The sequence below is a fragment of the Trichocoleus sp. FACHB-90 genome (genome assembly GCF_014695505.1).
In the GTDB taxonomy this organism is placed as follows: Bacteria; Cyanobacteriota; Cyanobacteriia; order Cyanobacteriales; family FACHB-T130; genus Funiculus; species Funiculus sociatus.
The window spans coordinates 30177-50057 of record NZ_JACJOK010000048.1 but is presented as its reverse complement, the minus strand read 5'-3'; the positions used below and the strand labels follow the sequence as shown (position 1 = coordinate 50057).

Annotated in this window: 19 protein-coding genes and 1 pseudogene; 8 read left to right on the top strand and 12 right to left on the bottom strand. The window is 44.4% G+C overall.

Going from position 1 to position 19881, the window contains the following annotated elements:
- Positions 1–86: 86 nt before the first annotated feature.
- Positions 87–1031: a hypothetical protein gene (locus H6F74_RS13750; protein ID WP_199301209.1), complete on the bottom strand. Its 945-nt coding sequence runs from the start codon at positions 1029–1031 to the stop codon at positions 87–89.
- 98 nt (positions 1032–1129) lie between these two features.
- On the opposite strand from H6F74_RS13750, the gene H6F74_RS13745 reads away from it, so the two are divergent.
- From H6F74_RS13745 to H6F74_RS13730, 4 genes are all read left to right on the top strand, one after another.
- Positions 1130–2053 carry a metallophosphoesterase gene (locus H6F74_RS13745; RefSeq protein WP_190441963.1) on the top strand — a complete coding sequence of 308 codons (924 nt, stop codon included), beginning with the start codon at positions 1130–1132 and terminating at the stop codon, positions 2051–2053.
- A gap of 9 nt (positions 2054–2062) precedes the next feature.
- The gene (locus tag H6F74_RS13740; protein WP_190441961.1) at positions 2063–3361 is read left to right on the top strand and encodes an AAA family ATPase; all 1299 of its coding nucleotides are present in this window, start codon (positions 2063–2065) and stop codon (positions 3359–3361) included.
- Complete coding sequence (locus tag H6F74_RS13735; protein WP_190441960.1) at positions 3358–4002, top strand: retron system putative HNH endonuclease; 645 nt, start codon at positions 3358–3360, stop codon at positions 4000–4002. Before H6F74_RS13740 ends, H6F74_RS13735 begins: the two co-directional genes overlap by 4 nt.
- Positions 4003–4161: 159 nt before the next feature.
- Positions 4162–4830 (top strand): hypothetical protein, encoded by a 669-nt coding sequence (locus tag H6F74_RS13730; protein WP_190441957.1) that lies wholly within the window; start codon positions 4162–4164, stop codon positions 4828–4830.
- Positions 4831–4979: 149 nt separating this feature from the next.
- On the opposite strand, the gene H6F74_RS13725 is transcribed toward H6F74_RS13730, so the two are convergent.
- From H6F74_RS13725 to H6F74_RS13710, 4 genes and pseudogenes are all read right to left on the bottom strand, one after another.
- Entirely contained in the window at positions 4980–6290 is a 1311-nt protein-coding gene (locus H6F74_RS13725; protein WP_242022085.1) for an ATP-binding protein, read from the bottom strand.
- Between the two features lie 216 nt (positions 6291–6506).
- Positions 6507–6887 (bottom strand): response regulator, encoded by a 381-nt coding sequence (locus tag H6F74_RS13720; RefSeq protein ID WP_190441953.1) that lies wholly within the window; start codon positions 6885–6887, stop codon positions 6507–6509.
- A gap of 106 nt (positions 6888–6993) precedes the next feature.
- Positions 6994–7221: pseudogene (locus tag H6F74_RS13715) on the bottom strand (DUF167 domain-containing protein).
- A 72-nt stretch (positions 7222–7293) separates the two neighbouring features.
- Positions 7294–7689: a DUF2809 domain-containing protein gene (locus H6F74_RS13710; protein WP_190441950.1), complete on the bottom strand. Its 396-nt coding sequence runs from the start codon at positions 7687–7689 to the stop codon at positions 7294–7296.
- A 191-nt stretch (positions 7690–7880) separates the two neighbouring features.
- On the opposite strand from H6F74_RS13710, the gene H6F74_RS13705 reads away from it, so the two are divergent.
- Complete coding sequence (locus H6F74_RS13705; protein ID WP_190441948.1) at positions 7881–8279, top strand: hypothetical protein; 399 nt, start codon at positions 7881–7883, stop codon at positions 8277–8279.
- 134 nt (positions 8280–8413) lie between these two features.
- Here the strand turns inward: H6F74_RS13705 and H6F74_RS13700 are convergent, their stop codons facing one another.
- Both H6F74_RS13700 and H6F74_RS13695 read right to left on the bottom strand, forming a co-directional pair.
- The gene (locus tag H6F74_RS13700) at positions 8414–8932 is read right to left on the bottom strand and encodes a DUF2231 domain-containing protein (protein ID WP_190441947.1); all 519 of its coding nucleotides are present in this window, start codon (positions 8930–8932) and stop codon (positions 8414–8416) included.
- A 93-nt stretch (positions 8933–9025) separates the two neighbouring features.
- A complete protein-coding gene (locus tag H6F74_RS13695; protein WP_190441945.1) occupies positions 9026–9772 on the bottom strand; it encodes an LmeA family phospholipid-binding protein in 747 nt (248 codons plus the stop codon).
- A gap of 420 nt (positions 9773–10192) precedes the next feature.
- Between H6F74_RS13695 and H6F74_RS13690 the strand changes: the two genes are divergently transcribed.
- Both H6F74_RS13690 and H6F74_RS13685 read left to right on the top strand, forming a co-directional pair.
- Entirely contained in the window at positions 10193–11224 is a 1032-nt protein-coding gene (locus tag H6F74_RS13690; protein ID WP_190441943.1) for a hemerythrin domain-containing protein, read from the top strand.
- A gap of 298 nt (positions 11225–11522) precedes the next feature.
- The gene (locus H6F74_RS13685; RefSeq protein ID WP_190441936.1) at positions 11523–12569 is read left to right on the top strand and encodes a hemerythrin domain-containing protein; all 1047 of its coding nucleotides are present in this window, start codon (positions 11523–11525) and stop codon (positions 12567–12569) included.
- A gap of 184 nt (positions 12570–12753) precedes the next feature.
- Here the strand turns inward: H6F74_RS13685 and H6F74_RS13680 are convergent, their stop codons facing one another.
- From H6F74_RS13680 to H6F74_RS13670, 3 genes are all read right to left on the bottom strand, one after another.
- On the bottom strand, positions 12754–13713 hold the full coding sequence (locus tag H6F74_RS13680) for a hypothetical protein (RefSeq protein ID WP_190441928.1): 960 nt from the start codon (positions 13711–13713) through the stop codon (positions 12754–12756).
- 81 nt (positions 13714–13794) lie between these two features.
- Positions 13795–14655: an SDR family oxidoreductase gene (locus tag H6F74_RS13675; RefSeq protein WP_190441921.1), complete on the bottom strand. Its 861-nt coding sequence runs from the start codon at positions 14653–14655 to the stop codon at positions 13795–13797.
- Between the two features lie 411 nt (positions 14656–15066).
- On the bottom strand, positions 15067–16608 hold the full coding sequence (locus H6F74_RS13670; protein ID WP_190441919.1) for an FAD-dependent oxidoreductase: 1542 nt from the start codon (positions 16606–16608) through the stop codon (positions 15067–15069).
- A gap of 298 nt (positions 16609–16906) precedes the next feature.
- Here H6F74_RS13670 and cax point away from each other — a divergent pair, with 298 nt between their 5' ends.
- Positions 16907–18004 carry a calcium/proton exchanger gene (gene cax / locus H6F74_RS13665; protein ID WP_190441917.1) on the top strand — a complete coding sequence of 366 codons (1098 nt, stop codon included), beginning with the start codon at positions 16907–16909 and terminating at the stop codon, positions 18002–18004.
- 112 nt (positions 18005–18116) lie between these two features.
- On the opposite strand, the gene H6F74_RS13660 is transcribed toward cax, so the two are convergent.
- Both H6F74_RS13660 and H6F74_RS13655 read right to left on the bottom strand, forming a co-directional pair.
- Positions 18117–18716, bottom strand: coding sequence for a DJ-1/PfpI family protein (locus H6F74_RS13660; protein WP_190441914.1), 600 nt, complete (start codon positions 18714–18716; stop codon positions 18117–18119).
- Between the two features lie 19 nt (positions 18717–18735).
- On the bottom strand, positions 18736–19860 hold the full coding sequence (locus H6F74_RS13655; RefSeq protein WP_190441912.1) for a serpin family protein: 1125 nt from the start codon (positions 19858–19860) through the stop codon (positions 18736–18738).
- Positions 19861–19881: the final 21 nt, after the last annotated feature.

The window sequence follows — 19881 nt, the reverse complement described above, 5'->3', positions numbered from 1 at the left end:
ACGCGAAATTTCACGTCTCTGGTTTGGTAGGGGCAATGCCATGCCTCTACCAATCGCAAATTCTGTAAGTTATTAAATCTACGTTCCTAACCTGCGGCGAGTAGGCGGCGCTTGAGAATTACCATTTTGTCTCCTACCACAGGAGATCGGGCTAAAAGCGTACCTTGAGAATCAGAGATTTCCAACTTGCTAAAGTCGAGTTCTTTAGCGCGTTGCAACATTTCGCCTGCTAACTTGTCCTGTTTGGATAAATTGAGGTCGTACCAAGCATCACTGACTTGGACGACTAGAAGACTAGCGGGAAAGTTAGCTTGAATAGACCCAATTAGCCCATTTGCATATTGGGTAGTAGTTTGGGCAACTTGATCTTGAATAGAAGCAATCAATTTTTGTTCTGGGGTTAGCACAGGGGGAGGCGGTGGAGCAATTTCCACGGCTTGGGGTGCTTCTGGCGCTTTTAATTCTGGAGGCGTGTCGATGTTGGCGGGAGGCGGTGTTGGTTCGGGAACAGGCGCAACTGGAACAGGCGTTGGTTCAGGAGAAGATATCTGTTCGGGAACAGGTGTTGCTGCGGGAGGAACCTCAGCTACTTCAGTCGGTTTCCCAGATATAAGGGTAGTTGTTGTCCAGAGTAGTAGAACGAGAACGACTGCGATCGCGCCACTCAAAGCCGTATCAGAAAGCTTTTGATTCAGCGATGTTGGCAGCAAAGAGCGGATTATCCCTATAATGCCATTCCACAAACTTAAAAAACGTTCCAGAAGGCTTGGCTTGGCAGTTGTAATTTGGGAGGTAGCCGTTGGTGGCTCTTCCAATTTCTCTACTGTCCCTTCAAGCAGTCTAATTGTCCCCCGCAGAATCTTAATGCTTTGAGCTTTCAGAAACGATTGGCGGATGGGCGGTGGTGTCACCTTTTTCGGTGCTGGTGGTATATTTGGCTGATTTGTTTGATCTTCTGACATGGAATCTCCCTTAAAAGCAGCAAAAATAATTGCGATCGCCTCCGGCGTAGGCGCGTATGCGCTACTCACGGTAGATTCTTACCGGATGCTGCCTTCGCAGCCCTAATCTACCACTTTGCTATTCTGCTTTTATCTGACTTGCAATCAACTGACTTAACTTTTAATCTATGCCCCTTAAACGCCGTCACTTTCTAGCTTTAAGTACCCTCAGTGGTTTCGGTCTAGCTTTTCTGGCAAAGGCACTCCGCAGTCAAAGGGCTACGAGTGCTGTCTCCTTCAATCTTGCCGCCGAACCAGCAACGCCTGAGTCAACGCTAGGAACCCCGCTACTACGCTTTGTGTCGGTGGCAGACACGGGAACTGGTGCAAAAGGTCAATATGCTGTAGCAGCAGCCATGAGTCGTTATCAGCAGCTAAAGCCCTTTGATTTGGCAATCCTGGCTGGTGACAACATCTACAACAATGGTGAAATTGAGAAAATTGTTGATGTTTTTGAGCGCCCTTATCAAGTTTTATTGCAACAGGGTGTCAAATTTCAAGCTGTTCTAGGCAACCACGACATCCGCACAGATAACGGCGACCCCCAAGTTAATTATCCAGCCTTTAATATGCAGGGGCGACGTTACTACACATTTCGGCGCAACCCAGTACATTTTTTTGCTCTAGATACCAATAATAATGCTGACTGGAAGGCTCAACTAACTTGGTTAGAACAAGAACTCAGCAGCAGCGATGCGCCTTGGAAAATTGTTGTTGGTCATCATCAGATTTACTCATCTGGTGAATACGGAGTAAATGAACCTTTTATTGAAACACTAACTCCGCTTTTCCAAAAATACCGCGTGCAACTTTACATCAACGGTCACGACCACAACTATGAGCGTACAAAGTCTATTAACGGTACTACTTATCTAACTTGTGGTGCTGGCGCAGGAGTTCGTAAAGTTGGACGTTCAGAATGGACGGCGCATTCTGTCAGTGAGTTGAGTTTTGCTGCATTGGATGTGTTTGCAGACAAAATAGTAATTAGCGGCATTGGCACTAATAACCGCGTTTTTGACAAAGGTGTTATTTCACTGCAATCAGCTTAATTTAAACTTATGAAAGTCAAGCGTCTAAAAATGACTTCGTTCCGGGGAATCAGCGATCTGACGCTGGAGTTCGATACTGATGAGCCAACGGTACTCATCGGTATCAACGGAGTGGGAAAATCAAGTGTCCTTGACTGTCTCGCTATTCTCCTATCCAATTTTTTAGAGTTACTTGTATTTCTTACGCCTAGCTCTAGACTATTGAAAACTAAGGAAGATGCAAAAAAAGGTAGAAAGTATTTAATCAAGAACACGAACAAACACGATATTACAAATGAATATCAAGAGACCCGCAATGAAATTACCATCTCACTCCAGCAGTCGCGGGAAGTTAAGTGGTATTTCAGCAAAGTTCAGGAAGGGCAAATAAAATTCGATAGGGAAGAGCTGGAAGTGGTTGCTCAGGACATACGCAGTCAGCTAAAAGATAATCCCAAAGCTAACCTACCTTTGGCAGTATATTATCCGGTAAATCGTGCGGTTCTTGATGTTTCCTTGGAAGCTAATCAAAATTATTCTTTTAAGTCAAGAGATGCCTATATAGAGGCTCTCACGGGAGAGCAAATGGGGTTCGGGAGTTTCTTCCAATGGTTTAGAGCCTTGGAAGATTTGGAGAACGAAGAACGGCGGGATAACCGGGATTATCGCAATCGCTTTCTTGAAGCGGTGAGACGGGGTATATATTCACTAATGCCCGATTTTTCAAACTTACGGGTGCGTCGTTCTCCCTTACGAATGACTGTAACAAAACAAGGCCAGGAACTCATCGTCAATCAACTATCTGATGGTGAGAAATGCCTGTTGGCGATGGTGGGAGATTTGGCGAGAAGGTTAGCGATCGCAAACCCTGGTCTACCAAATCCGCTCCAAGGCGAAGGCGTTGTTCTCATCGACGAAATTGAACTGCACCTCCACCCGAAATGGCAACGCGAAATTATTCCCGCACTAACAAGAACATTTCCTAATTGTCAGTTCATCGTCACTACGCATTCGCCACAGGTAATCAGCGAAGTCAAACCTAATGGAATATACATTTTAGAAGCAACATCTGAAGGAGTTGTTGCCAAACGTCCAGAAAGTTCTTATGGGAGAGACAGCAATCGTATTTTAGAAGACCTCATGGGTGTTCCAGCCCGTCCCCAAGAATTTAAGGACGATCTTCTTGAGTTGTTTCGACTCATCGACAAGGGTGATCTTGATGGTGCTAGGCAATTACGTCAACAAATTGCTGATGAAATTGGAGCTGATGAGCCTGAGTTAGTCAAAGCAAGTGTGTCTATCCGGCGCAAGGAGATTCTGAGTCGGTGAGATACATCCACAAGGGTAAGGAACCGACAGACTTCTCAAAATGGAAAGGTCAGAAAAACGAGGAGTGGACACCTACTTGGGATGACCTACGCACACCACAGAAACCAATGGTGCATGATGCTTTGTTGCAGGAGCAGGGTTATATCTGTTGCTACTGCGGGAGGAGAATTACCAGAGACACCAGCCATATCGAACATCTAAAGCCCAGGAAAACTTATCCAAACTTAGCACTGGAGTACACAAATTTATTGGCTTCATGCCAAAGAGAAAGAGAACGTAGGGAACCCTTGCACTGCGGGAGCAAGAAAGATGAATGGTACGACGAGCCGCTGATGGTTTCGCCTCTAGATGCGAACTGTGCGGAGTTCTTCAGGTATACCGATGATGGACAGATTCTAGCAACAGAGGTTACAGAGAAAAAATCTGCTGCCCACACAACAATTGATAAACTCGGACTTAATATTGATAAGCTGAATGCCATGCGTCGTGCGGCAATTGAAGATATCTTGGAAGTCATTGACTTGCTCACAGATGAGGAGAAACAAAAGCTGCTTCTAGGCTTCGAGCAACCTGATGCTAATGGGCAATACGAAGAGTTTTGCGATGCGATCGCGTATATCCTCAAGGCGTACTATCCTTAATTTAATCGCCGTGCGCGATCGCAGATAGAATGGCAATTCACACTGTCACTGATTAGAAAAACTTCAACCAGTCAGGTTTTTAGGCCACTGCTTATTTAGGCATGATATAATAATTCATCTTTTTTCTAAATTGTTGTCAGGCTAACTTAGGAGGCTAAGATGTTCGGCAAACGCTCATGGGTTGCAAAGAAGAAGACTCCAGATATTGTCAAAACATATAAAAAGTATAGAGAAGTTAGCAGAGAGCTGAATGATAATATAGTTAATTCCTATATGGATGAAGATGTAATAGACGGAGTATCAAAGTTACTTGGTATTAGGGAAGGTAATACCTTGGTTTTGCAAAGTGACGATGAAGGCGATATCTTAATGGATTTTTCTATCCATGATTATCAAGTAGATAACAAAAACGCGATTAAGATGTACCAAGAAACAACTGGCGGCAAAAATGATTTAGAAAAAACTCTGTTGAATGCTTATTTAGCGTCTTACACTTCTTTGTTCAAAATTAATTCTGTATTGCCTTCAGAAAGTGCTTTGATTTTGACTGATAGTTTGAATAATAAAGATGAAATAAAACTCATTGATATTGGGTTTAGTCAAAGTGCTAAGCCTGATTATTTACTCTTTACCAGAGTGGTGCAATTACCAGAGCTGAATATGACTTCTGGTATGGCGTTCCTTTTTCCGGGGGAATCAGAAAGGTATCTGCTTAAGCAATACAAGATTTTGAGTAAAAAAGTTAAATCAAACAACGAAGCTATAAAGCGGTTTGTTGCTTTCTTTAAATTAAACAGAACCGATGGTGCAGAAGTTATGTTTGTCTAGAAGACTAATTTAGTAGCCGCTTTAGTTGGTAAGGGGAGCTGGGGACTGGGGGCTGGGGACAAGTGACTGGGTAAGATTATTCCCAATTCCCAATTCCCAATCGCCAATTCCTAACCGACTATAAACAAAGCAATAAGCCGGACATAATATTAATTCTTTCGTTTCTCTGAGGATGAATTAAGCGGAAGGCGAAAAGTGAAAGTTGTACCTTGAATAGGGGCGCTACTAGCGGTAATAATTCCGCCGTGTGCTTCGACAATTCGCCGCGCGATCGCTAACCCTAAACCAGTACCAGTGCCTTTGCGGGAACGATCTGCGGTATAAAATTGTTCAAAAATGTGGGGAAGATCGCGATCGCTAATTCCCGCTCCTTGGTCGCAAATTTGCACAGAAACCTGAGAACCTTCTACACTTCCAGAAATATAAACCTGAGAATCCGCCACCGAGAACTTAATCGCATTATCAAGTATATTCAGAAAAGCTTGCAACAACCTTTCTGGATCGCCTTGTAGCGCAACATCGGGAACATTGATGCTGATGTCTACACCCTTAGAGCGCATCCGAGACTCCATTGCTCGCGAAGCACGATTAATCAAGTCTCGCAGATTGACGGGTTGCTTCTCAAGTACAGTTACACCTGCTTCCAGTCGTCCCAAATCTAGCAAATCCTTAATTAGCCGCGACAGACGCATAGTCTCTTCCTGTGCAGTTTGCATGAAGCGATCGCGTAATTCCGGTTCCTGATCAGCGCCACTCGAAAGCGCCTCCAAAGTCACATGGACGTTACTAACTGGAGTCCGCAACTCGTGAGACACATTCGCCAAGAATGCTCGCCTCTCCTTATCGAGTGAAGCCAGCCGTTCGCTCATCCGGTTTAACTCAATCGCTAACTGACCTAGCTCATCGTTTTGACGGATATTCAGCTTCTCGCCTAAATGACCAGCACCCACCTGGATAGCAAAGTTGCACATCGCTTGGATTGGTCTAGCAATATTACGTGCAAGTCGTTCGCTAATCAGCGCACACAGCAAAACAGTCAAGAAGAGAGTTCCCAGAACTGTGAAAATAATTATCCGGAATTGACGCTGAAACTGATTAAGCGTTATCGACATCCGCACAACACCAAGCAAGCGACCATTGCGGGATATCGGCTTTGCTGCATATAACCTGTCATCATTTGACAGAACGCCTTTCGCCACCCCTTGCATCGGCTGATTTTGCAGCGCTTCCCTCACTCCCGGAACGCTTAACCAATTAGTTATTTGCCGATCTAGCTGGGGAGCGGAAGTGAACAGCAGCCGACCATCTGTCCCAAAAATCCGCAGAGTTACTGAATCCGGGGAACCGTAGCGTTGTACTAGCAATTCCACCCGCCGGAGATCGTTTTCCTCCAACGCATCAGCTACACTTTCCCCCAAAGCAGTAGTCCAGACATCTAAATCACCCTGTCTCGTCCTCATAAAATAGGCATGGAAAGAAAACAGGATATAGCTTGCCAAAATTGATGTCCCCAGTGCAGTGAGCGCCAGGTAAGTAAGAAAAAGTTTTCGGTAAATTGAATTCCAGCGGATGCGAATGGCTATCAACTCCTCAGATTTTCAAAATGTGCTTTTGATAAACTTCTGACAAATTGCCTGAAGGTAGATATGGGCGGGCTAAACACAGGTAAATCCCTATTATTGATTGACATTACCAGCAGCACGACCCCGTAAAACAGCTTTTATCCGTGCCAAAAGTTCGCGAGTATTGAAAGGCTTGGTAATGTAGTCATCTGCACCCGCTTCTAAACCCCAAACTTTATCAATGTCCTGGTCTTTAGCCGTCAGCATCAAAATAGGAATATTAGAAAAAGCTCGGATGCGCCAACACAATTCCATCCCATCTATCCCAGGTAACATCAAATCTAAAATCATCACATCCGGCACCTGTTTATGAAACAATTTCAGCGCCGTCTGTCCATCTGCCGCAGTTGTCACCTGATAACCTTCTTTGATTAAAGCATAGCTGAGGCTAGCTCGTAATGCCTCTTCGTCATCTACCAGTAAGACGTGTGTCATGTTGATACCTCTTGCTTAAAGTGTATTTATTTGGGCTAGGTTTCGGTAGTTAGAACTTTAAGGAAAATGTTTTTGAGTTGGGAATGCTGACTTAAACCAGAAAACATCATGAATCAATATCTATTTCAACCACCTTATTCCTTGACGATAAACCAAACTTAATGCTAATTCTCGATTTTTACACCTCAAATTTTTTCGCCAAAATTTGAATTAACTCCTTATTTGCCTTACCATCCACAGGCGGCGATTTCAGATTTATTATAAGGCTACCATCCGCAGCTTCCTCAATGTTTTGATTTTTGGAATTTGGTTTAACCTTTACTTGTTTCTTCATGGTTTCTTTAAAATATTTCTGTAGGGATAGCATTGCTATCCCTACTACTTATTTTCGAGCTGTAATTTTCATCTAGTCAAATTTTCCAATTTTCCGCAAAAATAACCAGCCGATGATGCAGCCCACAGCGTAATGCGGGAAATCCCACCAGCTAAAGGTAGTTCCCAGCAGCAATTTTCCCAACACGGTTGAGCGAAACGAATCCAAAACAGGTTGGTGCCATAGTTGCAAAAATTCTATCGCACAGGTGACACCAAATACCCACAATGGAATTTGGTTTGCAGCTTGGCGAGTTGGAATCAGCAAAAATACTAATAAACACCAGAATATTTCGTATAAAATATCTCCTGAGAAATCATTTACCCACTTAGAAGCAAAACCGTCGTATCTTTTTGACAATAACCCTAATGGCACAATGACGAGCATGGTGATGAGTATACGCCAGCTTTGGGTTCCGTCTCGAAGCATTAGCTATTTCCACCGTGAAGTTATGCAGGATATACGTATATATTTCCCTTGTTTTTTCTGGTATCAATCTATACCCTAGACAGGCTAATTATTTTATATATGAAAAGTTTAACTCTAAAGATAGAGTATATAATTATACAAAAAAATTACAATCTGATGTAATAAAGCTGCTTTGTTAGGAGGAAATAGTCATGAATAATGAAACCAATACGAATTCAGAAGTTAGTGTAGATGTCGATACCTATGACAGAGGTATTGTACCCGCTGAGACGGCAGCACGTAAAGAAAGAGAAGGTAATGCTTTTAAAACTACTCCATCACAAAGAGATGAGGAAAAGTCTCCAACTAACGATCAAACAGATGGTGGAAGCATTAATACCACAGATGGTTACACGGTAGACAAAGAAGGTCTACTAAATAACTATGCTATTGAACCCGAAATGTATGTCAACGAACCAGGAGACTTGAAGGAACAAGAGCAAGCTGAAACTGCCCAACGCGCTGAGGAACTAGCCAATTTGCAGCACGATGAGGAAGGAAACCTAACAGATGATGGCGATAAGCGTCCGAAAGGGCAAGGATTTATCTAACCTTGGCAACAAAGGGAAAGGCAAAAGACCAAGAAAAAATTATTCAGCTTTCTCTTTTCCTTTTGCCTTTTTCCTTCGCTATGCCCGTAATACTAAAACTATAAAAAAGATTGGGGATTTTCCCCAATCTTTAATTATCTGTTCGGATCGCCGTAGCCAATCACAGCCACTTTATGCCGATAAACTAGCTCGGCTCCGTACCAACCGGAAAGACCAAGAAGTGCCGCTACAATTATTGAGAGAGTGAGTCCTAAAGGTAATATTGCCCCAGAAGTGTTACCCCAACGGAATATTAGGTTGACAACTGTCAGTATCAAGGCGGCGACATTAAGTACCATGTGCGCCCAGCCAGCGCTGCGCTTGCGGACTCGTTCAATTTTCAGGAAATCCATCATACCTGTGATGGCTGCTATGATGCCACTTGCCAACCCAAGCCCTATTAGCCAAATAGAAACTTGCGCCCAGAACATATCCTTTGTCCACCAGTAGGCGAGATCGGCGGCTGCTGGCGTGGTCAGCAAAGTGATCGGGAAGGTGACGATTAGGGGGTGCAGAGGATGGGCTGCGATCGCAACCGTACTCGCCACGCCACTGTCACGATAATCTGACTCATCACTTTCAATAAGCGGAGGGACATTTGGAGTCTGCGTCATGGTGATTAGTAATTGGTAATTGGCTAATAGCTAATTGTGTATTGCTAATGGCCATTTTTCAAGGACAACCGATAACTGACAACTGACAAACAGTTAACTTGAAGGGATTTTCTCGACGTGTGCTTCCGCAATCACTGTTAATTTGCCTGCTTCCGCATTCAGCTGTTTGATCCGCAGCGACATTCCCTCTAAGTCGAAATTGCTGAGATTCAAAAGCTCACTTGCCTTATCTAACAGCCCTTTTGTTAGTTCTGGCGATAGTTCCTCGCCTTCAGTATACTGAACGTCTTCCAGAGAAACATTCTGTCCATTGGCACTAACTCTGGGTACTGCTGTGAAGGAAACTTGCTTAGTTTCTCCAGTTTCGCGTAGGAATACGGTGGTATTCAATGCTACTTTGCCCTCACCCGGTAGCCGGAAATCTACCTTTTTGGTGTCAATTGTCATTGGTTGCCCATTGACCTGCACCTGCTGGTTTTGTAGCATACTGCCGACATATTCCGAGTTGAAGGCACGGTTGACGTCCGCTTCCGTCAGCACCACGCGGGTACTTGCCTCGGTGGGTTTGTTCAGTTCAATTTTGCCGAAAGCAGCGCTGAGAGGATTGATGTCTATGTTAGTCATTTCCATGTCTAGTTCCTCCATGCGGAGGTCGCCCTTCATCACCAAACCTTCCCCTTCAATGGTGACTGAATTCACCTTTCCCTGAACCAGGGAAAGCGGATCGGCTTCGACATCCACCTCCAATTTATCTGCTTTATCCAATTGGCTGGATAACCCAATTTCTGCTGCTTTATTAAGGGCCTGTTGTCCTAAAGAAGAATCGTTATTAGTCGTCACAAAAGCGAATTCCTGGTGTCCTGTTATTGAGTCAATCTAGGCGATCTGTATTAAGAAGTGTATCTGTCTGACGGGGGAAGGAAGGTTAAGCTTTTATTCTCAATAAACAAGCAAAGAGCTATTCCTCTAGAGGTAAATATAAGTACCTATAACTAAATAGTTGATTGTTATGGTTCAAAATCCTATTTTAGATAGATGATATTTTTTTAATATAAACACCACTACATTCAATACAACCATAAATAAAATAAGCATTTTGTATAAGATTCTGTTTTTAGATTTTTGTATAACATAGTTACCGTTTAAAGAGTTTTCCTAGATAAACCAGGGGTATCAGTCAAAAGAGAGATGAATATACTGAAAACGAATGTGATCGTAGGTATAGATTCCGATCCTATGTTTATCAGTGGAGAGCAACGAATGGTAACGACAATTGATGATGCAAAGCGCATGGCAATTGGCATGAAGTTGGCAGACATGAAAGCTCTGCAAAATCTTCTTATTGCCAACGAGCAAAAATTTATCTCTGCGGTTTCCGATGATGATATTCGTCACCGCATACAAGATATGCTCAACGACGATCACAAAAACCTTGGCGTTCTAGACACTGTAATTGTGCAATACGGTATCAAATCCGAACCCTCACAAGGAAGCACAAAAGTGATTGAAGAAGTTCAGAAACTAATGGAAAGTTCTGAACTTACTATTTTTGAAAAAGTAGCTCAGCATGAATTGCTTAAGCATAAGCAAACTATGACTGGACTGCTGATTCATAAAGCTGCACAAGTTGTTGGTGCTGATATTGAAGCTGCAATCACTCCTTTAAATACCCTTAACTTTGAGAACCGCGCTCACCAAGAGCAACTGAAAGGTATTCTGGAAATTCTAGGCGTTCGCGAACTGACCGGAAAACAGCCAGATCAAGGGCTGTGGGGTCGCGTACAAGATGCTGTTGCTGCATTAACTGGCGTGGCGGGTAGTGTGGTTACTCGCACTGATGATGAGATGAAGATCCGCGATCTTATCAGAATGGATCACGTTAAAGTAAATACCCTGTTCGCGCAAGCTCAAGCTACTGACGATCCTCAAAAGCTGCAAGAGTATTTCGGTCAAATCTACAAAGACCTAACTGCACACTCTGAAGCTGAAGAACAAATTGTTTATCCCGCAGTTCGTTCTTACTACCAAAACACTCAGGATCTGTACAATGAGCAAGCTGAAATGAAGCAGATGTTGGAGCAAATTAAGTCTCTCAACCCCTCTGCCTCCAATTTCAAACAACAGCTTTCTCAGTTGATGCAAACTGTTATGCATCACGTACAGCAAGAAGAAAACGAAATGTTTGCGAAAATTCGCGACAACTTCAGCGACGAGCAAGAGAAGCAAATGGCTACCCAGTTCAAAACTGCTAAGAGCAAGGTACAAGATCAGTTTGCTGCTTCCAGTAAGTAAGCTGAAGCCAAATCATAATAGGGGCAGTTTAATAATCGCCTTTAAAGGCTAGAGTTCTTTATTTCCACCACTAACTATGTGGTGGATTTTTTTTATTAGCCTCTGTATGAAGGTGCATATAGGGATGCTATTTCATTTGTAAAACTGTACAATAGTCATCCTGCCTGCCGTCAACGGTGTTGCCATATTTAATCAAAAATTAGCATTTTTGATCGGTCGAGAGAAGGATGTTATTACTAAAATTCCTGTGACATGATTGTAATATATCTTTAATGACAATTTAACAGGAGAAATACGAATGGTAACGACGCTTGATGATACAAAGCGCATGGCGATCGCACAAAAATTGGCAGATATGAGAGCGATCCAAAATTTATTAATTTCCACTGAGCAAAAACTGATAAGTGCGGCTCCCGCTCAAGATGTTCGGGAACGCTTGCAAAATATGCTCAGTGACGACCAGAAAAACTTGGGCGTTCTGGAAACAGTTCTTGTTCAGTACGGAATTCAGTCTGAACCCCACGACACAATGAAAAAATTTGTGGAACAGGCTGAGCAAATGATGTCAGGCTCGGAACTGTCTTTTTACCAGAAATTAGTTCAACACGAACTGCTTAAGCACGGTCAGGTAATGAGCGGAATTGTTGTTCATAAAGCGGCTCAAGTTGTTGGCGCTGATATTGAAGTCGCAATCGGGCCTTTGAACACAGTTAACTTTGAAAACCGCGCTCATCAGGAACAGCTTAAAGGATTGCTGGAACTTGTAGGTGTCCGCGAACTGACTGGCAAAGATGCAGATCAGGGACTCTGGGCGCGGGTTCAGGACGCTGTGGCAGCACTATCAGGCGTAGCTGGTAGTGTCCTCACCCAAAACACTGACAAGCAGGATATGAACATCCAGACCCTAATCCGGCTGGATCACGACAAGGTTAATACCCTGTTTACCGAAGTTGGTGCTACTAAAGATCCTCAAAAGCTCCAAGAGTATTTTGGACAGATTTACAAAGATTTGTCCGCTCATGCTATAGCAGAAGAGCAAGTTGTGTATCCGAAAGTTCGCCCCTTCTACGGTGAAGGCGATACTCAAGAGCTGTTCGATGAGCAAGCTGAAATGAAGCAGATGCTGGATGAAATCAAGTCTATGAGTCCTGGTGATGCTGATGCGTTCCGCTCGAAAATTAAACAGTTGATGGATGCAGTTGGCGATCACATTCGTCAAGAAGAAAGCACCATGTTCGCCGCAATTGACAAAAATTGCACCGACGAGCAAAAAGAACAAATGGCTACTGAATTTAAAGCAGCTAAGAGCAAGATTCAGGAAGAAATGGCAGCTTCTATGAAGTAATACCATTTTACTTTTGTGAGGCTACACATCTGATTCCCTCAACCCCCTTTAAATAGGGGCTAAGAAAAGGGGTTAGCGCAGGAAGAAAAAGGTGAAGTCTAACTACTATAAGTAGTTAGGTTTAAGGAAAGAGGGGGATGCGATCGCATCCCCCTCTTTTTTTTAATGGACAGCCTGGTTTTGACTACTGAGCGCGTTGAATGTAAGTTTCTACATTGCGAATCGCTTGTGTAGCATAAGAATCGTTAGGACGTGCCTGAAGCGCTCTTCTAAAGTTAATCAAAGCAGTTTGGTAGTCTCCTCTTTGGGTTGCAGCATACCCAATTTTCATGGCTTGAGTATAATTCTGCGCCCTATTGGATCGCCCATTGCTCGGAGTAGAGGCACCGGGAGTTGTATCTGCACCACCGGGAGTTGTTGTGCCACCAGGAGTTGTTGTGCCACCAGGAGTTGTTGTACCTGCGCCACCAGGAGTTGTTGTACCTGCACCACCAGGAGTTGTTGTACCTGCGCCATCGGGAGCTGTTGTACCTGCGCCACCGGGAGTTATTACACCGGGAGTTGTTGTACCTGCGCCACCAGGAGTTGTTGTACCTGCACCACCGGGAGTTGTTGTACCTGCGCCACCGGGAGTTATTACACCGGGAGTTGTTGTGCCTGTGCCACCGGGAGTTGTTGTGCCTGTGCCACCGGGAGTTGTTGTGCCTGTGCCACCGGGAGTTGTTGTACCTGTGCCACCAGGAGTTATTGTGCCACCGGGAGTTGTTGTACCTGTGCCACCGGGAGTTGTCGTACCTGCACCACCGGGAGTTATTGTACCTGTACCACCGGGAGTTATTGTGCCACCGGGAGTTGTTGTGCCACCGGGAGTTGTCGTACCTGCACCACCGGGAGTTGTTGTGCCACCGGGAGTTGTTGTGCCACCAGGAGTTGTCCTTCTCGGAGTAGTGGTGCTACCGGGAGTTGTTGTGCCACCGGGAGTAGTCTGAGCTAATAATTGTCTACTTTTGCCAGTAGAATTAGCACTGCTACTGACTTCATTCAGAGATGCCAATGCTGGAAAACTGAGTAAAACACTAGCGCTGGCAACTCCGAGCAAGCTAAAAAGCGTTTTGATAGAATTTTTCTGATTTCGGGTATTCATGGTAATCTTTTGAGTTTTTTTCAGTAAGGCAGACAAGATGCTTGCCTTACTTTGAACGAGTAATGAGACTGTCTTAAATTGTTAGCCGTTGACGACTTCGCCGCCGTTTGGATGCAGAATCTGACCTGACATATAAGAAGAGTCATCCGATGCCAAAAAGACATAGCTTGGTGCAAGTTCTTCAGGTTGTCCAGCCCGCTTCATTGGCACTTGTTGACCAAAATTTGCAACTTTTTCTTCTGGGAAAGTTGAGGGAATCAGCGGTGTCCAGATGGGGCCAGGTGCCACACCATTAACGCGAATTCCTTTTTCAATTAAGGATTGAGAGAGCGATCGCGTAAAGGCAACAATTGCCCCTTTAGTGGAGGAATAGTCGAGCAACTGCTGATTTCCTTTATAAGCCGTTACCGAAGTCGTGTTGATAATCGCGCTGCCTTCTTTAAGGTGCTTGAGTGCAGCTTTGGTCATGAAAAACATTGAGAAAATGTTGGTGCGGAAAGTGCGCTCCAACTGTTCGGCGGTGATATCTTCAATGCTTTGTTGAGGATGCTGTTCGGCGGCATTGTTGACGAGAATATCAAGTTTTCCAAATTCGTCAACTGTCTGTTGTACAGCTTGCTGACAAACTTTTTCGTCGCCAATATCGCCAGGAATTGCGATACATTTACGCCCTTCTTGTTCGATTAGCCGCTTGGTTTCTTGGGCATCATCGTGTTCATTTAAGTACGAGATCGCAACATTGGCTCCTTCTTTAGCAAAAAAGATGGCAGTCGCACGACCAATACCGCTATCACCACCAGTAATTAGCGCTACTTTGTCGCGTAACTTATCACTACCGCGATAATTAGGATCGTCGGACTTGGGTTTTGGTGTCATTTCTGACTCACTACCCGGTCGATTATCTTGATGCTGGGGTGGCTGTAAGGTTTGCTCTGGTGACATACAATTCTCCTTGCGCGTGAGTGAACTTTTAAATTGGAAAAAACCGTTCCCTTGAATTAGGCTCAATTCAAGATTGAAAGTTTGCATAGATATAGGCATCTATATCTATGCTTGATTTGGGATAACCTTGTCACAATAGACATCTATACTTCAAAGCGCTCAGCCCTAAAGTTGTATCCCGTATTGGTAGTAATTAAGTACAGAAAGCGACAAAAACGTACAACTTATTGTTACTTTCGCACCAAGAAAGCATTTATCCTAAGGATTAAACTTCTTTCTACATACGATGCTGAGTTACAGCTAGATTATCCTCATCTAATGCACGGTTGTTTGTGTTTGTCACTGTTAAACAGTAGCAACCACTTAAAGTGAGTTTATCAACCTGTGGGTTGAAACCGAAAAACTATTTACTCACCCTTTGGATGTATAACTATTGGGAAGTTGTTTTTGATCCAAATCATTAATTGGCGGCCCATTTAATACGTCACCCGTAGGGCTGAAACGTCCCCCGTGGCAAGGACAATCCCAGGTATTTTCGGCGTTGTTCCAGTTAATAATGCACCCAGCATGGGTACACACTGGAGACAGAGAGCAGAGATAACCAGTTTCATCGCGGTAAACGGCATATTTTTTCCCGTCGATGTCAAGAATTTTGCCTTCGCCTACTTGAACTTCAGACGGTTCCTCTCCATCCGACTTGAATAACCTGTCAGCGATAAAGTGTTTGGCAACTCCCAAATTTTCTGTGACAAACTTTTGGGCGCTAGCGAGGAGGTTGGCGCGGTTAGGGTCAAAAACTTCGCTCCAGGGGTTTTCGCGCCCCAGGATGAGGTCGCTGACGAGCATTCCGGCAACGGTGCCGAAGGTCATGCCGTTGCCCGAATAGCCTGTAGCAATGTAGATGTGAGAGTGGGCTGCGGTTTGGCCGATGTAAGGGATACCATCGACTGGTTCGTAAAGTTGGGCTGACCAGCGATAATCGATGGATGCGACATCAAAATGCGATCGCGCATACGCTTCCAAATCCCGAAAACGCTCCTCGGTATCCACATCCTCCCCTGTCTTATGGTCTTCACCGCCGACAATCAGCAAATCTTTGTAGCTGCGGGTGTAATGATAAGGCTCATCTGTATCCCAAAATAAACCGGAGGGTAAGGCTGAATTCAACCGCACGCCAAGCACATAAGAACGATACGGAGCAATTTTTGTAGTCATTACATACAAGTCTGGGAGACTCGATAAGTCATGAATTGGCGTATGAGTGGCAATAATGACATTTTGAGCCGTCACAGTACCTTGTTCGGTGGAAACCCGACTCGGTTTGTCGCCAGTAATATCGACAACAAACGAATTTTCAAAAATGAAGCTTTCGCCGTCTTTGGTAATAGCCTTAGCAAGTCCTTGCAGGTAACTAAGAGAATTGAACTGCCCTTGATTTGGGAACAACACCGCAGATTCTACTCCGAATGGCAGCGGCACATCTTTGGTCAAAGCACTAGGAATTCCCAACTTACTTGCTGCTTCCGCCTCTGATTCAATTTCAGAAACATCGTCAGATTTCTGGGTGTAAAGATATCCCGGAACTCGCTCAAAATCGCAATCAATTTGCTCCTCACTCACAAATTGGGCAATACGTTCAATTGCTGCCCGACTAGATTCTGCTACCAGCTTGGTATTTTCTTCCCCCAGGGAAGAAATCAAATCTTTGTAACGTTCGTCAGCAGCTTCGGTGATGTGTGCAGTCGTGTATCCTGTGACACCGCAACCAATTTGCGATGCTTCAATAACAGCAACCGTTAATCCAGCGCGTTTCAGCAGCAAGGCAGCAGTTAAGCCAGTGATACCGCCGCCAACAATGGCAACATCTACATAAATATCATCTGCTAATTGGGGAAAAGAAGTGCCTGTAGTAGTGTCCAGCCAAACAGATACAGATGTCCCAGGTAAAGTCATTAAGTGTTCTCCCTGCAAAGGATAATTTGATACCTTTTTATGGGATAACGTTGTAGGTACTACTTAGGGATCGGCTACTAGAAGTAATTCCACACTGGTAGTGTTCCTGAGGAACTCTGTAAACAGCTAGATGATTTTTAGCAAACTTTGGGCAGCTTCGCTTTTATTTCTCTTCCCTGTGCGTTCTGGCGCGCCTCTGGGGTTAAATTTTTTCAATGGGTAGCACACCCTACTACTTGTCACTTGGTGCAGGATCTCGGTTAAAGTGGCAATGCCCTTAAATTACCGCCAGAACTCTATGAAAATAAAGAAATTAATTTCTTTGGGACTGTTAATCTTTATCCCCATCTCAATTGCAGCGGAATTTTTTAAATGGGGTACGCTGAGTGTATTCATCACATCAGCTATAGCGATTGTACCCTTAGCAATTTGGTTAAGCACTGCCACTGAAGAAGTAGCTGTCGTTACTGGCCCTTCTATTGGCGCTTTGTTAAATGCAGTTTTTGGGAATGCGACTGAGTTAATTATTGCTTTAGTTGCCCTAAATGCAGGATTGGTTGATATTGTGAAAGCAAGTATTACTGGCACGATTATCAGTAACTTACTGCTAGTAATGGGACTTTCCATGCTTTTAGGGGGTCTGCGCTACAAGGAACAAGATTTTAAACCAATTGTGGCGCGGGTGAATGGTTCCTCGATGACGCTGGCAGCGATCGCTATCATCTTACCTACAACAGTAATCTACACCTCAAATGGGGTAGAACCTACGGCGATTCGCAATCTCTCCCTCACAGTAGCTACAGTTTTAATCGTAGTTTATGCTCTAACGCTGCTGTTTTCCTTGAAAACTCACAGCTATCTTTACGATGTGGGATTACTAGATTTAGAGGCAGAAACGCCGCCCGGTTCTGGAGGTGAGGCGACTGAACACAAGCCGAATTTATGGCTGTGGATGGGTGTTTTAGTCGCCGCTACTATTGGGGTTGCTTTTGAGTCGGAGATTTTTGTCGGAGTTGTAGAGGAAACAACAAAACAACTGGGTTTAACTCCACTTTTTACAGGTGTGATTCTTTTGCCTTTAGTTGGCGGTGCAGCAGAATATGTAACAGCGGTTAGTGTAGCACTGAAAAATAACATGGATCTATCGGTTTCTGTAGCGATGGGTTCCAGCTTGTTAGTTGCCTTACTTGTAGCGCCGATTTTAGTTTTGGTAGGCGTTGTAATTGGTCAACCAATGGATTTGAATTTCAATCCTTTTGAGGTTGTGGCGGTAGCGATCGCAGTTATAGTTGCCAATCTTATCAGTCTAGACGGACGTTCTAATTGGTTAGAAGGGGTGCTACTTTTGGCTACTTACATAATTCTAGGAGCAGCTTTCTACTTCCATCCTGCGTAATAAAAGACGATCCCCCCCACCCCCCTTTTTAAGGGGGGCTAATAAGAACTTCACCCCCAGAAAAAGGGGGCTAGGGGGGAGCAAATTGGTTGCATCAAAACGCGAGAATATATTACGCGATCGCCATCTCTGGATGCTCGATTTTCGTTCCCAAAAGTTTCATAAATTCCGCCAACCAGCGGGGATGTGCAGGCCATGCTGGTGCTGTCACCAAATTACCATCAACCATTGCCTCATCTGGGGGAATATGCACATAAAGACCCCCGGCGCGGTTTACATCTGGCCCGCAAGCGGGATAAGCTGTGCAACTTTTGCCTTCTAAAACCCCAGCAGCCGCCAAAACTTGTAACCCGTGACAAATTGCAGCAATAGGTTTATTTGTTTCGGAAAAGTGGCGGGTTATTTCTAACACTTTCTCGTTAAGGCGAATATATTCCGGCGCACGTCCACCCGGAATTACCAAAGCGTCATATTCTGTCGCTTCTACTTCATCAAAGGTAGCGTTTAAGGTGAAGTTGTGACCGGGTTTCTCGCTATAAGTTTGGTCGCCTTCAAAGTCGTGAATCGCTGTCCGCACTTTTTCCCCAGATTTCTTGTTGGGGCAGATAGCATGGACGGTGTAACCAACCATTTGCAATGCTTGAAAGGGAACCATCACTTCGTAGTCTTCCACAAAGTCGCCCACAATCATTAATATTTTCTTTGCAGCCATTTTCTGTACTCCTGCTTTATTAATCGGATGTTGGAGATTTTGGCTCCACGATTGAACCCATAAATAGCACAGTTCCAGTTTGATTGTCCCGGATGCAGCAGAAGAATGGGCGATCAACAATCATGGTAAAAGTTGGTGCTGAAAGTCCTCTTTCCATCTCCACAGCAGTAACGGCGGCGGCTTCGGTGCCTTCTTCGTTGGCTTCTAGAAAGGTTTTGTGGATAACCTTTCCCACACAGACGGGTTCCGCACACATCTGGTCAAAATTTCCCTCCTCAAAAGCTGCTCCCATGCCCAAGGCAATCAGGGCATCTTTGAGTTCTACTTCATACTCCAATTGAAAGCGAGGTAAGATGACCTTTCCTTTCATCTTGTCGAACTGGTTCATCCATTTCTCCCAGTTCTCAGCGTTCAGATTGGTGTGGAATGCCTCCAGGCTTGAGTCTTGATCTGGGAGGAAGATATACATACTTACCCGTCCAGTACCATAAGGCAAGCTGACCGCCTGAAAGTTATCACCTCGATAGTAGCGGTGGTCGGTTTCGTCCAGAGACATCATCGGGTGCTGTTTGGGCGTGCCATCGAGTAGGGTAAAAACTCTATTGTGCGTCTTTTCTTTGTCGAAAGGGTTTGTCCAAATACCTTTGAAATAGATGGCGTTGATCAGGATTAAAATAGTTTGGGGGTTGAGTTTGTTGAGTATCGTCTCGATTTTGCCGTTGGTATTTTCGCTCACCCAGTTGTTAATAGTTGCCAGCGAATCGGCAGCGCTAAAGTCGAGATTGGTAACTTTGGCTTTGTAGAAATCCTGAGTACGTTGTAAAAAATCTCGCTTAAACGGGAATTCCTGCTGCGCCCAAAGTGAATTAGCGATCGCTAATTCCACCTGATCGTCCAACTTTTCTAGCGTCTTCAACAGCTGTGCATTAGCTTTGTTGACTTGTAGCAAGCTCATTTCTTGCAATTCCAAAGCGATCGCCATTGCCGCTTGTGTCTGTCCCACAGCACCGTTATAAGTCATCGCCAGAGCGATACCTACACTTGCTGGCGAGATAAAGATGTTTTTGCCAGGTTCCTGTTTTGTAAGTTTTCCAAAAAGCTTAAAGGCAAATTTAGTGTTAGCAGCGACAACTTTATTTTTCATACAGCTAACTTCCCCTGCCCA